The organism is Pantoea eucalypti (assembly GCF_009646115.1).
GTDB classification, from domain to species: domain Bacteria; phylum Pseudomonadota; class Gammaproteobacteria; order Enterobacterales; family Enterobacteriaceae; genus Pantoea; species Pantoea eucalypti.
Genome location: NZ_CP045720.1, coordinates 561,066 through 574,843, shown reverse-complemented (window position 1 = coordinate 574,843; position 13,778 = coordinate 561,066). Strand labels below are relative to the sequence as shown.

Sequence of the window (13,778 nt, the reverse complement as noted above, 5' to 3'; positions counted from 1 at the left end):
CTGCCCATAATCTTATGTGTGAATGATTTGAGTCTATCAGAGTCAGAGAACAATTTCGCAGTCACCCGATAAACTGGTACGATTAGCCTCTTTTTTTTGGGAGCCCGGAAATGACCAAACAGCCCGATGAGTGGCTCGACGATGTGCCAGATAATGACGAAGAAGAAGATGAAGAGATTATCTGGGTCAGTAAGAGTGAAATTAAACGCGATGCAGAAGAGTTAAAGCGCCTGGGTGCCGAACTGGTTGATCTGGGTAAAAACTCGCTGGATAAAATCCCGCTGGATGAGCGCCTGCGTAACGAAGTTGAACTGGCGCAGCGCATTAAGAAAGAGGGTCGCCGCCGTCAGCTGCAGCTGATCGGTAAACTGCTGCGCAGTATAGATGTGGAGCCGATTCGTGTTGCGCTGGACAAGCTCAATAATCGCCACAATCAGCAGGTTGCACTGTTCCATAAACTGGAAATGTTGCGCGATCGTCTGATTGAGCAGGGCGATGAGGCGATGGGCGATGTGATTGCGCTCTATCCCGAAGCCGATCGTCAGCAGTTACGCAGCATGATTCGTAACGCGCAGAAAGAGAAAGCGGGCAATAAGCCGCCGAAGTCTGCACGTCAGATTTTCCAGTATCTGCGCGAGCTGGCCGAAGCGAAGTAATGCCATGGCAGACGTGCTCAGACAGAGCACGGCCAGGGCAGGAAGTCTGAGCGGATTTGTAACGGCAAGAGATGAAAGGATTTACCAGGATTTTCCTGCAAAATAAGCGCCCTGTCGGGCGCCTGTCATATCAGGCCAGCCTGTCCAGCAGCTTCTGATGAATACCGCCGAACCCGCCGTTGCTCATGACCAGAATCGTGTCGCCTGGCTGAGCGGCTTTGACCACCATTTCGACCAGGGTATCGATATCCGCACTCCAGTGCGCAGGCGGTATACACGCTTCTGCCACGTCTGAAACCTGCCACGGAATATGGTGAGGCTGGAACAGGAAGACCTCATCAGCCCGCGCCAGAGACGGGGCCAGATCGTTTTTGCTGACGCCCATCTTCATCGTGTTGGAGCGTGGCTCCAGTACCGCCAGGATACGTGCTCTGCCGCCCACTTTACTGCGCAGCGCAGCCAGTGTTGCCAGAATCGCGGTCGGATGATGCGCGAAGTCATCATAGACTTTGATGCTGTTCACTTCACCGCGCAGCTCCAGCCGGCGACGTGCATTGATAAAGGTGTTCAGCGCCTGGCCTGCATCTTCCGGCTTCACACCGACATGCCGCGCGGCCGCAATCGCCATCAGGCCATTGTGCATGTTGTGTTCGCCAACCAGGCCCCAGTTCACTTCCCCGACTTTTTCGCCGTCGAGCCAGATTTCCCAGTGAGAGGCATCGTTGGTCAGCTTCTTCGCCTGCCAGCGCCCGTGCTCGCCAACGCTCTCCTGCTCACTCCAGCAGCCCATCGCCATTACCTGTTTGAGGTTAGGATCATGTTCCGGCAACAGGATCTTGCCCTGACCCGGCACGATCCGCACCAGATGGTGGAACTGCTTCTGGATCGCCCGCAGATCATCAAAGATGTCAGCATGATCAAACTCAAGGTTGTTGAGGATCAGGGTACGCGGACAGTAATGGACGAACTTGGAACGCTTGTCGAAAAACGCGCAGTCATACTCATCCGCTTCAATGACGAAGAATGGACTTTTTCCTAATTTTGCTGAGACATCGAAGTTTCCTGGTACACCACCAATAATGAAGCCGGGTTCAAGGCCGCATGCCTCGAGAATCCACGCTGCCATGCCTGCTGTGGTGGTTTTACCGTGGGTTCCGGCCACTGCCAGTACCCAGCGATCGCGCAGCACAAAATCGTGCAGCCACTGTGGGCCAGAGAGGTAGGGAATGTTGCGTTCCAGTACGGCTTCCACGCAAGGATTACCCCGCGTCATCGCATTGCCGATGATGACTAAGTCAGGCATCGGATCCAGCTGGCTGGCGTCATAACCTTCCGTTAATTCAATGCCTTGCTGTTCGAGCAGGGTACTCATTGGCGGATAAACGTTGGCGTCTGAACCGGTCACCTGATGACCAAGTGAACGTGCCAGCATCGCCAGACCGCCCATAAAAGTGCCACAAATCCCGAGGATGTGAATGCGCATAACATGATCCATTACTCAAAAGTTCGGCGCACAGTGTAACGCTGGTCGCGGACGGAAGAAACGGATTAGGACTATGGTTTTTGAAGTTCATTCGGCTAAACTGCGTACGCATCCGTTGGCAGACTGTTACGCGTGCTGCCACTCCATCGAAGATTCAGGGAATGTGTTATGAAAACGTTGGGCGAATTTATCGTCGAGAAGCAGCACGACTTTCCGCACGCCACAGGTGAACTGACGGCGCTGATTTCAGCTATCAAGCTGGGTGCCAAAATTATCCACCGCGACATCAATAAAGCCGGTTTAGTGGATATCCTTGGTGCCAGCGGCGTCGAGAATATTCAGGGTGAGCAGCAGATGAAACTGGATCTGTTTGCTAACGAAAAACTGAAGGCGGCACTGAAAGCACGTGGCATCGTCGCCGGTATCGCTTCTGAGGAAGAAGACGAGTTCGTTATCTTTGAAGGTGAGGAAAACGGTAAGTACGTGGTGTTAATGGATCCACTGGATGGTTCTTCTAACATCGACGTTAACGTTTCCGTCGGCACCATTTTCTCTATTTATCATCGCGTCAGTGAACCTGGCACGCCAGTGGTTGAAGCGGACTTCATGCAGCCGGGCAACAAGCAGGTTGCAGCAGGTTACGTGGTCTACGGCTCGTCCACCATGATGGTTTACACCACCGGTGCAGGCGTGCATGCGTTTACTTACGATCCGTCACTGGGTGTGTTCTGCCTCAGTCACGAACGTATGACCTATCCACCAACGGGTTACACCTACTCCATTAACGAAGGTAACTACATTCGTTTCCCGCAGGGTGTGAAGAAATATCTGAAGTTCTGTCAGGAAGAGGATCTGCCAACGCATCGTCCTTATACCTCACGTTACATCGGCTCGCTGGTTGCGGATTTCCATCGTAACCTGCTGAAAGGCGGTATCTACCTCTACCCAAGCACCGCCAGCCATCCTCAGGGTAAGCTGCGTCTATTGTATGAGTGCAACCCGATGGCGTTCCTGGCCGAGCAGGCGGGCGGTAAAGCCACCGACGGACAGAGACGTATTCTGGATATTCCACCGGTCACGCTGCATCAGCGTTGCCCGTTCTACTGCGGTAATGAGGCGATGGTGAACGACGTTGAGCGTTTCCTGGCTGAGTTCCCGGATTGCCGTCAGGGTTAATCAAACTCTGACCTGATAATCTTCATAAAAGCCTGCTCAATGCAGGCTTTTTTATTATTCCGCTAATTTCGCGTGTCAATCGCATCGCGATGCTGGTAATAATGGGCTATCTCTTTTTCAGCACGTTTGCGCATACCTGAATTAGCGGGAAAATGAACTAATCCTGCAAAATATGAAAGCAGCCCCAGGAAACTGATGAGTAAGCCAAAAAAGGATCCAGCAGAAATTATGAATATTCCCAGTGCCAGTGCTGCCAGACCTGTAACTAAGAGCATAGAAGCAGTGAAAATTCGGGATATTATCTTTGATTTGTTAAAATATAACTTACCATCATTGTCGACGCTCAAAACATATTGATGGACAGCAAAATATTTAAAATCTGTTATTTCACTCGAACAGTTAATTACGCCGATAACTTCCCGCTGAATAATCCTGTTTTTTATACCGTAAACCCTCTGGTTTAGCAGCGTCGCATAACGTTTTTTTAGATGCTCCGCTTCTTCCTCTTCAATAAATTCGTTATTAATTTCATTTTTCAGAAGTTTAATTTTATTGCTAAGTGTATGCTGAAAAACATGTTCAATCTTAATGTTTTTAGCAATCCGGCGAATCACATAAAATATAGTAAGTAATATCACAGCCATCACGACATCCAGAGGCGAACGTTCCAGCAGGGAAGTTAGCCTTTCAATGCTTTCAACGAATAAGGTATCCATATTCTCACTCCTGAAAATTTATAATAATCATTAAAGATCCATGGTAACTAAAAAGCATATGAGATAAACATATTTAGACTTGAAAAAAATTTAATATGTCGACTTCAGCAAAAATGAGAAAAAGAATGAGCGCATCATAAATGCGCTCACCATTTTTACGCCGTCTGCAATCTGAACTGTGCCATAGTTGCCTGAAGCTGATCGGACTGCGCTTCCAGCGACTGGGTCGCGGCGGTTGCCTGCTCAACCAGCGCGGCGTTCTGCTGCGCCGCCGCATCCATCTGAGTGACGGCCAGATTGACCTGCTCAATGCCACGGCTCTGCTCGTCGGAGGCCATCGAGATCTCTTTCATCAGTGCGGTTACGCGCATCACTTCACCAGAAATCTCATCCATGGTTTCCCCGGCGCGCGTCGCCATCTCGCTGCCCTCTTTGACCCGCGACTGTGAATCACTGATCAGCGTACGGATCTCTTTAGCCGCGTTAGCACTGCGCTGTGCCAGCGTGCGCACTTCATTTGCCACAACCGCAAAGCCCCGGCCCTGCTCGCCTGCCCGCGCCGCTTCCACGGCGGCGTTGAGCGCCAGAATGTTGGTCTGGAAGGCAATGCCGTCAATCACGCTAAGAATGTCGCCGATGCGATTGGCGCTGTCGGTAATCTCATTCATTTTTTCCATCACGTAGCTGACCACCTCAGCGCCGCGATCGGCGGTCTCGGAGACCGCGCTAGCCAGCTGATTCGCTTGCTGAGCATTCGTGGCGTTAAGGCGCACCGTGGCCGTGAGCTGCTCCATGCTGGCCGCCGTCTGCTCCAGCGAGGCGGCGGACTCTTCGGTGCGCTGCGACAGATTGACGTTACCGGCCGCCAGTTCACGGCTGCCGATGTCGATCTGCATACTCGCTTCACGCACCTGACTCACTGAGGTCCGCAATGAGTCCTGCATCCCGCTCAGTGCATGGTTAAGCCGGCCCAGCTCATTGTTGCTGGACGGTGGCAGCGCCTGCGACAGATCACCCGCCGCGATCTGCTCAAGATGGACAATCGCCTGGTTCAGCGGCTGCAGCAGCATCCGGCGCAGCAGTTGCCAGGCAAGCACCAGCAGCAGCAACGTTAATATCCCTGCCACACCGATCAGGATTTTCATTTTGGTTTCGTTTTGGGCCGCCTGCACCAGCTGAGCCTGCGTGACCTGGTCAGCAAACTGGCTGAAGTCAGTGACCGCCTTATCGTAACTGGCCGCCAGTGTTGCCAGGTTGCCTTCCAGCAGCTGGTAATATTCGTCGGTATATTGCTTATCCAGCGCGTCCATCATCGGTTTGATGCCCTGGTCGAGATAGGCTTTGTAACTGGCTGAAACCGCATCCGCCAGCATCTTACCGTGCGCCGTCACCGTTCCTGCGTCCACAAAGCGCTTCAGGTTGAGTTGTGATGACACCACATCCGCCTGTGAGAGTTTTGTAACTGCCGCGCCCTCTTCCAGCATACCAATTTCAATTTTACGCACTGCCAGCGCCGCGTTAGCGCGGGCACGCATCAGATCTGAATTGCTCTTATAAAGACTGTTCAGCTCGATCCCCTGAATGCGGTTAACCACATCCAGCGAGCGGTTTCCTTTGTTAATTGCCACGATACCCATAGAACTCACCGCCAACAGCAGCAGTGTCATAAATGCCAGCAAAGCCAGCAACCCCGTGCGAAGTGATAACTGTTTCATCCTGATAGTTTCCGTGTATGTGAAAAGGCGAATTTCAAGCGGCCTCAAAGCGGAGGAATTATCGGCAGTAACGGTCCGAAACTTTAACGCTGATTAGTGTTAACAACTTGATCATCACAGAAACATCCATCAAGCTGATTGCCGCCCATCCGTTATCCGGAGAAAAGAATGAAACCAGGTTTGTTTCTGATGCTGATCTGCCTCAGCACATCGGCGCTGGCAGAGGATATGCCGTCAGACGCTTCGCCTGATCGCTGCCTCAATAATGCCTCAACGACTCTTGCAATGAATCAGTGCTACGCGGCAGCAAGCAAGGTCTGGGATCAGGCGATGAATAAGCAGTACAACAAGCTGATGAAAACGCTCTCCGGCGAACCGAAGAACAAACTGCGTGCCGCTCAGCGTGCCTGGCTGAGCTACCGCGACAGCTGGCTGGAGGCGAGTCGCAGTCAGCTCAGTTCTCAGGGAACACTGGGTAGCGTGGCCCTGAGCGCGCAGCATCTGAGCCTGGTACGTAATCAGGCGCTGATGTTGCAATCACTTTCTAAAGGCAGTTGTGCGAATCCCGATGACTGCTGATCGATAACTGGCTTTTGCACTGGCGGAAGTCAGTGCGTTCCATAACCTTCAGGGAGAAACCATGGCTGCTTACGCCTCGACCATCATTCTGATTTGCCTCGCCGTGCTGAGTTATTTCGTACACAACAATGCGGTCACAATTTCGATTCTGGTGCTGCTGGCGATTAAAATTACCCCGCTGGCGCAGTTATTCCCCTACGTCGAAAAACAGGGCATTACCTTAGGCATCATTATTCTTACTGTGGCAGTCATGGCGCCGCTGGCCAGCGGCTCATTGCCCGCCTCCACCTTAATCAAATCCTTTGCCAACTGGAAGTCGATTGTGGCGATTCTGGTGGGGATTTTTGTCGCCTGGCTGGGCGGTCGTGGCGTGAATTTTATGAGCGTACAACCCTCTGTAATCGGAGGTCTGCTGATTGGTACGGTGATAGGCGTCGCGTTCTTTCGTGGCGTGCCAGTAGGGCCACTGATTGCCGCAGGCATTGTTTCACTGTTTGTGGCAGCTAAGTAGCGTTTGGGCGCATTCCGAAACGCCAAAAAGGGGGCATACATTCAGAGTCAGTTGGCTATAATAGCCGACACTCAACATACGACTACTGAAGGAATACCAGATGAGTTTGAACCAGGTGCCAGCAGGTAAAGACCTGCCAGAAGATATCTACGTTGTCATTGAGATCCCAGCGAACGCTGATCCGATCAAATATGAAGTTGATAAAGAGTCTGGTGCCCTGTTTGTAGACCGTTTCATGTCTACCGCCATGTTCTATCCGTGCAACTACGGTTACATCAACCATACCCTTTCTCTGGATGGTGATCCGGTTGACGTACTGGTTCCAACCCCGTATCCACTGGTCCCAGGCTCCGTGATCCGCTGCCGTCCGGTTGGCGTGCTGAAAATGACCGACGAGTCTGGTGAAGATGCCAAACTGGTTGCAGTTCCGCACACCAAGCTTTCTAAAGAGTACGATCACATCAAAGATGTGAACGACCTGCCAGAACTGCTGCGTGCACAGATCACCCACTTCTTTGAACACTACAAAGATCTGGAAAAAGGCAAATGGGTGAAAGTGGATGGCTGGGATAACGCCGAAGCCGCTAAAGCTGAAATCATCTCCTCTTATGAGCGCGCACAGAAGAAGTAATTCTGCTGCCGGTTTGTAAGTCGAAAAAAAAACACCGTCCAAATGGACGGTGTTTTTGTTCAGGCCTCTGGCTCCTCATCACGCTTTAGCCAGTCACCACTCATAATGCGCTGGCGTCCTGCCACTGAGCGTTGATAGACATAAAGCCATGCACTGCCAAACGGCGTCTGAGTCAGAAATCGTTTGTACTCTCCCCCTTTGGTGCGAAGCGCATCCAGCTCCGCAAGGGTTGAGGCATCAATGCGGTACACCTCACAATGTACCGCTCCATTGCCCTCTATTACGCCGGGATAATGGCCCAGACTATACAGCTCAAAGCCTTCAATCTGGTGATCACCCAGCCACTGCGCATTGGTCATCCAGTGACTGTTTCCCTGTTTGCGCCGTAAACTGCCGTAGACAATTATTCGCATTGCTAAAACTCAAACTGATAGAGCAAATCGAGAGCCTGATCCACACCGGACACGGCTTCCAGATAGAGCTTAGGCATCAGGCGGTAACGCAAGGTTAACGTCGCCAGTGAATCAAATATGCCAACACCGTATTTTACCTGCAGACCCGGTAGCACGTAGCCGCTGACCTGCACCTGCTGGCTATCGCCAACACCGGCAGTATCAACGGCGAGATTGCTGACACCGAAGGTCTCTCCGATTTTACCCACAACCTGACCACTTTGTGCAACCCCTAAGCCAACAAGTGCCGACGTTAGAGCGTTACTGTCGCCGTCGCTGCCTAATCCCTGACCACGCAGCAGGTAGGAAAGCGCTTCCTGTTGCGACATCGCCGGATCGGAGAAGACTTCCGCTTTAGGTTCATCGGCAAGGCCGGTCACGCGCAGACCGGCAGTGACGCCATCTTCCGTCGCATCCGGGTTACGAATGGCTTCCAGGTTAACGTAAGGCTGATCAGGCGGCCCGGCAAACTGCAGCTCACCTTTACGCACAATCAGATCCTGACCATAGGCGTGGAAGCGACCGGATGGAATGTTGATCTGGCCGTTTAAGCCCAGTCCTGACTTATCCTGCACCATTTTCAGATCGCCATTCAGCTTCGCTTTAAGACCAAATGCAGACAGACGCACATCGTTGCCGACGTGGATCACCAGGTTACTGTTAATCGGAATCGCAGCGGTTTGCGGTGCAATTGGCTTCAGCTGTTTATCCAGCATCACCTCATCTGACGAGACGCCCGTCGCGCTTTCCGGCACTTCCTGCACCGTAATGCGCGCCCACGGAATATCGACGCTGCCATCAAGGTTAAAGGCGGCTGGCGTCGCTTCAAATACCAGATCCGGCGAGACATCCATGCGCACCATCGGCGGCACGGTGACGCGAACCCGACTGCCCTGCGCCGCAATGCGCGCACGCCAGTTATCGAGCTGGCTCCAGTCGGCGTTACCGCTGAGATTGATGTTGCCCTGTGCAGTCTGGACCAGTCCGTTCAGGGTCGAGCTCATACCGTTGAACACCAGATTCAGGTTAGCGGCGGTCAGATCGACCGGCATAAAGTTGCCATCCACATCCACACCCGTCAGACCCAACTGCCCAAACACCTGCGGCTGCTGCACACTTCCCCCCAGGCGAAGGCTGCTGTTCAGGCTGCCTTTGATCTTCTCGCCCTGCATCAGCGCAGGATTGATCATCGCCAGCGAGATATTGCGGATGTTCACGTTACCGCCCAGCGTGCGGCGATTTTGCGGATCGTCGATCTGCACGTTGCCATCCAGCTGCCCGTTTTTGGCAATGCGGATCAGCCAGTCGAGCTGTGCGCGACCGTTTCGCAGTGCGGCATTCAGGTTAAGCGTGTCAAAGGCGATCGGCAGGCTGTTGCCCTGAACATCCTGCACCACTTTTACGCCGTTACCCTTCAGCGCCACAGTACCGGTTGGCAGGCTGCCATCCGCCGTCCAGTTAACGCGTACATCGCCACTGAACAGGCCGCTGAGCTGGGTTGCCTCCGGCATAAATGGCTTGACCATCGCAAGGTCAAAACGGTTCAGCACCACATGCGCCTTACCTGCCGGGCCCGCTTCAATCGGCTCCGGTACACAAATTTGTGCATTCGGGTTCTGCCAGCAATGCGGCCCGATGGTCGCCGTCTGACGGCTGTTCAGATAGTCAATGGCCATGGCGCGGGTCAGACGCCACTCGCCCACGGGCGTGTCAAAGCGGGTATCGTTTAGCGAGCCTTTCCAGCGCTCGGCCTGGCGATCAAAGCTGCCGTTGAGCGCCAGCTGACCCGAGACCGGTTTGCCCTGCACAGTCAGCTTCATCTGATGCTGACGCTCATTCCCCTCTGCATTCAGCGTCAGCAGGCCGATGTTCAGCGCATCCTGCTTCAGTTGCTCAACGCGAAGTTGCAGTTTACCGGCCACCTGTTCGCCGGAGCGGACATCGCCATTCAGGGTGACGCGATTAATCTGCATCTGCTGCCAGCGCAGACCACGGGCATTGAGATCGGCCAGCAGCTGCGGTGCCTTCAGAGTGCCACGCGCTTTAATCGTGCCGTTGACCACGCCGCCCAGACCCGGCAGCGCATTATCGAGCTGTGGCGCATCAATACTGGCATCAAGATCCAGACTGTCGCCCAGCGCCCCTTTGACATCCAGATGGTTGCGTCCCAGCGCCAGCTTAATACCCGGGACCGTCCACTGGTTGTAGCTGTTACCGGTCAGTGAGCCGTCAGCGGTTACGGCATTCTTTTTCACGTTACCTTTTAGCTGAAGCTGCGGCACGCTCAGCTGCCAGGTGCCGCCATACAGACTGCCGCGCGTGGTGATTTTGCCATCCAGTCGCGCGGGCCAGTCGGGATACTGTTTAGCGGTATTGATTCCCGCCAGCGTCAGTTCACTGCGCCAGCTGATCGCCTTGCTCCAGTCCACCAGCGCGGTGAGATCGATATTGCCCTGCAGCGCAGCCACGCGCAGACGATCGAGGCTGAACTGCTCAACGTTGCCTTTACCCGTCAGCGAGACATTGGCCGGTGGCACAGATTCGCCCTTCACGGCGGTTTGCAGCGACATTACATAGTCGGTGGCTTTGCCTTTGAACTGATAGTTCAGGTTATCGGCCTGATACTGTATCGGCCCCGTTAGCGGCCAGCGCAGTTGCGGACTGGTCAGTTGCAATGACAGCGGCAGTCCCGCGACCGCCAGTTGGGTCGTCGCATCCAGCTGCGCATTCACCGGACCTGAGAGGTTCAGGCCCAGCTTCAACTCGTCGCGCATCGCGCCGTTAAGTTTCAGCGCCAGCTTTTCGCCTTTAATCGGATCGGTATTGACCGTGCCGTTCAGGGAGAAATCGAGCGGCCAGTTATCCGCCAGCGTCGCCTGTCCGCTACCCTTCAGGTTGCCAAGATTCGAGTCCACTTCCAGCGTTGTCAGTTGCATCTGTCGATCGGCGGTTCTCGCTTTCAGCAACAACCGGCTGACGGAGACATCGGTGTCGCCGGTAATGCGCAGCTGTTCACCCAGAATCTGCTGCACGTCAATATCCAGCGGCAGACGGAAATCGGGCAGCGCAGGCAGCAGCGGTTGAGCAAACATTGCCTGCAGCGTTTCGCCCAGCGGTTTCTCAGCGGGATGCGGCTGCTGAACTTTCGGATCGACCACCTCTTCCTTCACCACTTTTGCCGCTTTTGGCAGCGCAATCAGCAGGCTTTGGATATGGGTCGGATTCAGCGTCAGCGCACGATCCTGCCACTGCAGGCCCGTGGTGAAATCAAGCAGCGAGATCGCGGTGTCATCAACCTTCACATTGATGTTGTGCAGGCCAAGATGACGCAGCGTGATGGGGTATGGTGTGCTGAGGTTAGTGTTGCTACTCTCCTCTTCCGGTGCGGCGGCGGCAGGTGCCATTTTCTTGCTGTCGACGACCACGCTGATATCGCGCAGGGAGACATCGTTGACGCACACGGAGGAGTGCAGCAGGCAGTTGAGATCCACCGCCAGGTGAATCTGCCCGGCATCAACACTGACGCCGGGCATCTCAAAGCGCAGACCGTTAAGGGTCAGGTTACGCCAGCCGCCATCGACCTGTTTGATCGACAGGCCAGGCACCCAGCGCGATGCACCCTTGAGCACTAAATGCAGTCCCGGCGTGGTCCCGATTAAAAATGCCACGCCACCCAACAGCACAACCAGAAAGATCAGAATACCGATCAGGACCTTTTTCCACAGCTTCATAGTTCAGGCCCCAGTCCTACGTAAAATTGCAATCCATGCTCCTCGTCATCCCCGATAGGTCTGGCAATATCAAATTTGATGGGGCCAACCGGTGAAGACCAGCGCACACCGACACCTGCACCGGTTTTGATATTGCTCTGTTTAATGTCGTTAACCGCTTCGCCTGAGTCGACAAACACCGCGCCCCACCATTTACCGGTGACGTTATACTGATATTCCAGCGATCCGGTGGCGAGTTTTGATGCCCCGGTGAGTTTGCCGTCGTCGTCACGCGGTGAAATATTTTTGTATTTGTAACCGCGAATACTGCGGTCACCACCCGCGAAGAAGCGCAGATCCGGTGGCACCTTGTCGAAGTCGTTGGTTTCAATCCAGCCAAGATTGCCGCGCGCCACAAAGCGATGACTGTCACCGAGAGTGCGAATCCAGACGTTTTGCGCCTGCAGAATCAGGAAGTCGACGTCGGAGCCCCATGTCGTATCGGAAACGTCGACGGAGTAGCGCTGTGAGTCGCCCCAGGTCGGCATCAGACCGCCGCGCGAGCGTGTGCGGTTTACGCTGACGCCGGGATAGAGCAGCATGGTGGTATTGGTCACACTGCCCTGCGTAAAGTGATCCAGGCTCCAGCGCAGGTTGACCGCCTTCTGCCAGCCGCTGCTGCTGTCCCAGTTGCGCGACATCGCAAGCGTGGTGGTGTCGGCTTTGGTGTCGTTAAGGTCGGTACGCTTGAGGCCTCCGGAGAAGGTGTAGTACTGCTCCAGTGGGCTCTTCAGTAACGGGACTTTATAGCTGAGGTCGACCTGCTGTTCCGGCGCAGACACGTAGGCGCTGGCTGTCAGGCTGTGGCCGCTGTCGTTGATCCACGGTTTTTTCCACGTTCCTTTCAGCCGCGGACCGACGTCAGTTGAGTAGCCGACGCCGGTTTCAATGGTGTTTTCGGTGCGGGGTGACATCACGGCACTCAGCGGCAGCACTTTAGTCTGTCGTCCCTTGCTGAATTCCGGCGCGACCACCACCGAATTAAACCAGCCGGTGGCGGAGAGGCGGCGATTCAGTTCGGCCAGATCGCGTGAGCTGTAGTAATCCCCTTCTTTAAAGGGCACCAGATTTTGCAGATACTCTTCACGAATCTGCGATCCCTGAAAAGTGACGTCACCAAAGCGATAGCGCTCGCCGCTGTCGTAGTCGATATCCCAGAACGCTTCATGGCGCTCAACCGAGACGCCGAGCTGGCTTTTTTTAAAGGTGCCGTCGAAGTAGCCGTTACGCAGCGCAAGATTAGAGAAGCCGCTTTTAAATTTGTCATACTGCCCGTGGTTAAGCTGCGTGCCCACTTTGGGCCGTCCCTGCTTCACCCAGGCTTTGTAATCAGGATCATTGCGCGCATCACCTTCCACCACAATGGTGCTGCCGCCAATTTTGACAGCCTCGCCCGGCGTCACATGTGCGATTAATACCGGCCGTCCTCCCTTCGCAGGCGCGGGGCGGGATTCGAAGTCGATGGTCGGCTCGTAATAACCAAGGGCGCGCAGCCCCTCTTTTATTGCAACAGAGACACGTGCACGAAAACGGCCATCATTCGAGACCTCGTCGCTGCCGATGGTGGAAAGGCGCGCTCTGACATTCTTTTGCAGATCCCCGGTTAAGCCATCTACCTGTAATCGCACGGTCGCCGCCTCAAGGGCGGGCGCGGCAAGCAGCAGGCCAGCTATGCAATAAACATAAAATCGTGGCACCTGTACTCCTGTTAATCATGCCGGCCCCTTTTCCGCGGGGCACTTATTAATCATCTTTGCCCGCACTACCGCAACGGCAACATCCTCATCATAGCCGCACTTTATGGCAAACGGCGGCGCAAAATCGACTTCTAACTCAAATAACGCGGCTATTGTCGGTAAATGGGGGGATTGATACAACTCCTGCAGGCGGGAATGAGCGGTCCAAAATGATTCACTCAGATAAATCTGAGTCGATAACGTACCGTTCTGCCTGCTAATCCTGAGGGAAGCGGCAGATTGCCCTCTGGCGGCCCGATGAGCGCTCCTGCTATAATCTGCCACCACAGGCATTCCGCCTGTTTTCATTTCTGCCCCGACATGTACGTTGTCGAACTGGCGCAGACATTTTT

General features: G+C 54.2%; 11 protein-coding genes. 5 read left to right on the top strand and 6 right to left on the bottom strand.

Going from position 1 to position 13,778, the window contains the following annotated elements; genetic code table 11:
* Nucleotides 1-110: 110 nt before the first annotated feature.
* Entirely contained in the window at nucleotides 111-656 is a 546-nt protein-coding gene (gene yjgA / locus EE896_RS02765) for a ribosome biogenesis factor YjgA (protein ID WP_003855525.1), read from the top strand.
* Between the two features lie 130 nt (nucleotides 657-786).
* Here the strand turns inward: yjgA and mpl are convergent, their stop codons facing one another.
* Nucleotides 787-2,139, bottom strand: a complete 1,353-nt coding sequence (gene mpl / locus EE896_RS02760; RefSeq protein ID WP_003855524.1) for a UDP-N-acetylmuramate:L-alanyl-gamma-D-glutamyl-meso-diaminopimelate ligase — start codon at nucleotides 2,137-2,139, stop codon at nucleotides 787-789.
* A gap of 168 nt (nucleotides 2,140-2,307) precedes the next feature.
* Between mpl and fbp the strand changes: the two genes are divergently transcribed.
* Complete coding sequence (gene fbp / locus EE896_RS02755) at nucleotides 2,308-3,315, top strand: class 1 fructose-bisphosphatase (RefSeq protein ID WP_003855523.1); 1,008 nt, start codon at nucleotides 2,308-2,310, stop codon at nucleotides 3,313-3,315.
* A gap of 62 nt (nucleotides 3,316-3,377) precedes the next feature.
* Here fbp and EE896_RS02750 read toward each other — a convergent pair whose 3' ends face one another.
* Complete coding sequence (locus EE896_RS02750; RefSeq protein ID WP_078805009.1) at nucleotides 3,378-4,031, bottom strand: hypothetical protein; 654 nt, start codon at nucleotides 4,029-4,031, stop codon at nucleotides 3,378-3,380.
* A gap of 155 nt (nucleotides 4,032-4,186) precedes the next feature.
* Nucleotides 4,187-5,746: a methyl-accepting chemotaxis protein gene (locus EE896_RS02745; protein WP_140916442.1), complete on the bottom strand. Its 1,560-nt coding sequence runs from the start codon at nucleotides 5,744-5,746 to the stop codon at nucleotides 4,187-4,189.
* Between the two features lie 168 nt (nucleotides 5,747-5,914).
* Between EE896_RS02745 and EE896_RS02740 the strand changes: the two genes are divergently transcribed.
* The 3 genes from EE896_RS02740 (at nucleotide 5,915) to ppa (ending at nucleotide 7,467) form a co-directional block, all read left to right on the top strand.
* Nucleotides 5,915-6,325 carry a lysozyme inhibitor LprI family protein gene (locus EE896_RS02740; RefSeq protein ID WP_039659418.1) on the top strand — a complete coding sequence of 137 codons (411 nt, stop codon included), beginning with the start codon at nucleotides 5,915-5,917 and terminating at the stop codon, nucleotides 6,323-6,325.
* Nucleotides 6,326-6,386: 61 nt separating this feature from the next.
* Nucleotides 6,387-6,836 carry a DUF441 domain-containing protein gene (locus tag EE896_RS02735; protein ID WP_140916441.1) on the top strand — a complete coding sequence of 150 codons (450 nt, stop codon included), beginning with the start codon at nucleotides 6,387-6,389 and terminating at the stop codon, nucleotides 6,834-6,836.
* Nucleotides 6,837-6,936: 100 nt separating this feature from the next.
* Nucleotides 6,937-7,467, top strand: coding sequence for an inorganic diphosphatase (gene ppa / locus EE896_RS02730; RefSeq protein WP_003855519.1), 531 nt, complete (start codon nucleotides 6,937-6,939; stop codon nucleotides 7,465-7,467).
* A gap of 59 nt (nucleotides 7,468-7,526) precedes the next feature.
* Here ppa and EE896_RS02725 read toward each other — a convergent pair whose 3' ends face one another.
* From EE896_RS02725 to tamA, 3 genes are read right to left on the bottom strand one after another with little or no spacing between them, the layout of a single operon-like run.
* Nucleotides 7,527-7,880: a gamma-glutamylcyclotransferase family protein gene (locus EE896_RS02725; protein WP_008925784.1), complete on the bottom strand. Its 354-nt coding sequence runs from the start codon at nucleotides 7,878-7,880 to the stop codon at nucleotides 7,527-7,529.
* A 2-nt stretch (nucleotides 7,881-7,882) separates the two neighbouring features.
* Nucleotides 7,883-11,650 (bottom strand): autotransporter assembly complex protein TamB, encoded by a 3,768-nt coding sequence (tamB, locus tag EE896_RS02720; protein WP_110410967.1) that lies wholly within the window; start codon nucleotides 11,648-11,650, stop codon nucleotides 7,883-7,885.
* Entirely contained in the window at nucleotides 11,647-13,386 is a 1,740-nt protein-coding gene (gene tamA, locus EE896_RS02715; protein WP_140916440.1) for an autotransporter assembly complex protein TamA, read from the bottom strand. Before tamA ends, tamB begins: the two co-directional genes overlap by 4 nt.
* Between the last annotated feature and the right edge of the window lie 392 nt (nucleotides 13,387-13,778).

Excerpts from the sequence above, each read along its gene's own strand:
- ppa (WP_003855519.1), top strand. The coding sequence starts at position 6,937 with ATGAGTTTGAACCAGGTGCCAGCAGGTAAAGACCTGCCAGAAGATATC.
- tamB (WP_110410967.1), bottom strand. The coding sequence starts at position 11,650 with ATGAAGCTGTGGAAAAAGGTCCTGATCGGTATTCTGATCTTTCTGGTT.
- EE896_RS02735 (WP_140916441.1), top strand. The coding sequence starts at position 6,387 with ATGGCTGCTTACGCCTCGACCATCATTCTGATTTGCCTCGCCGTGCTG.
- fbp (WP_003855523.1), top strand. The coding sequence starts at position 2,308 with ATGAAAACGTTGGGCGAATTTATCGTCGAGAAGCAGCACGACTTTCCG.
- EE896_RS02725 (WP_008925784.1), bottom strand. The coding sequence starts at position 7,880 with ATGCGAATAATTGTCTACGGCAGTTTACGGCGCAAACAGGGAAACAGT.
- EE896_RS02745 (WP_140916442.1), bottom strand. The coding sequence starts at position 5,746 with ATGAAACAGTTATCACTTCGCACGGGGTTGCTGGCTTTGCTGGCATTT.
- yjgA (WP_003855525.1), top strand. The coding sequence starts at position 111 with ATGACCAAACAGCCCGATGAGTGGCTCGACGATGTGCCAGATAATGAC.
- mpl (WP_003855524.1), bottom strand. The coding sequence starts at position 2,139 with ATGCGCATTCACATCCTCGGGATTTGTGGCACTTTTATGGGCGGTCTG.
- EE896_RS02750 (WP_078805009.1), bottom strand. The coding sequence starts at position 4,031 with ATGGATACCTTATTCGTTGAAAGCATTGAAAGGCTAACTTCCCTGCTG.
- EE896_RS02740 (WP_039659418.1), top strand. The coding sequence starts at position 5,915 with ATGAAACCAGGTTTGTTTCTGATGCTGATCTGCCTCAGCACATCGGCG.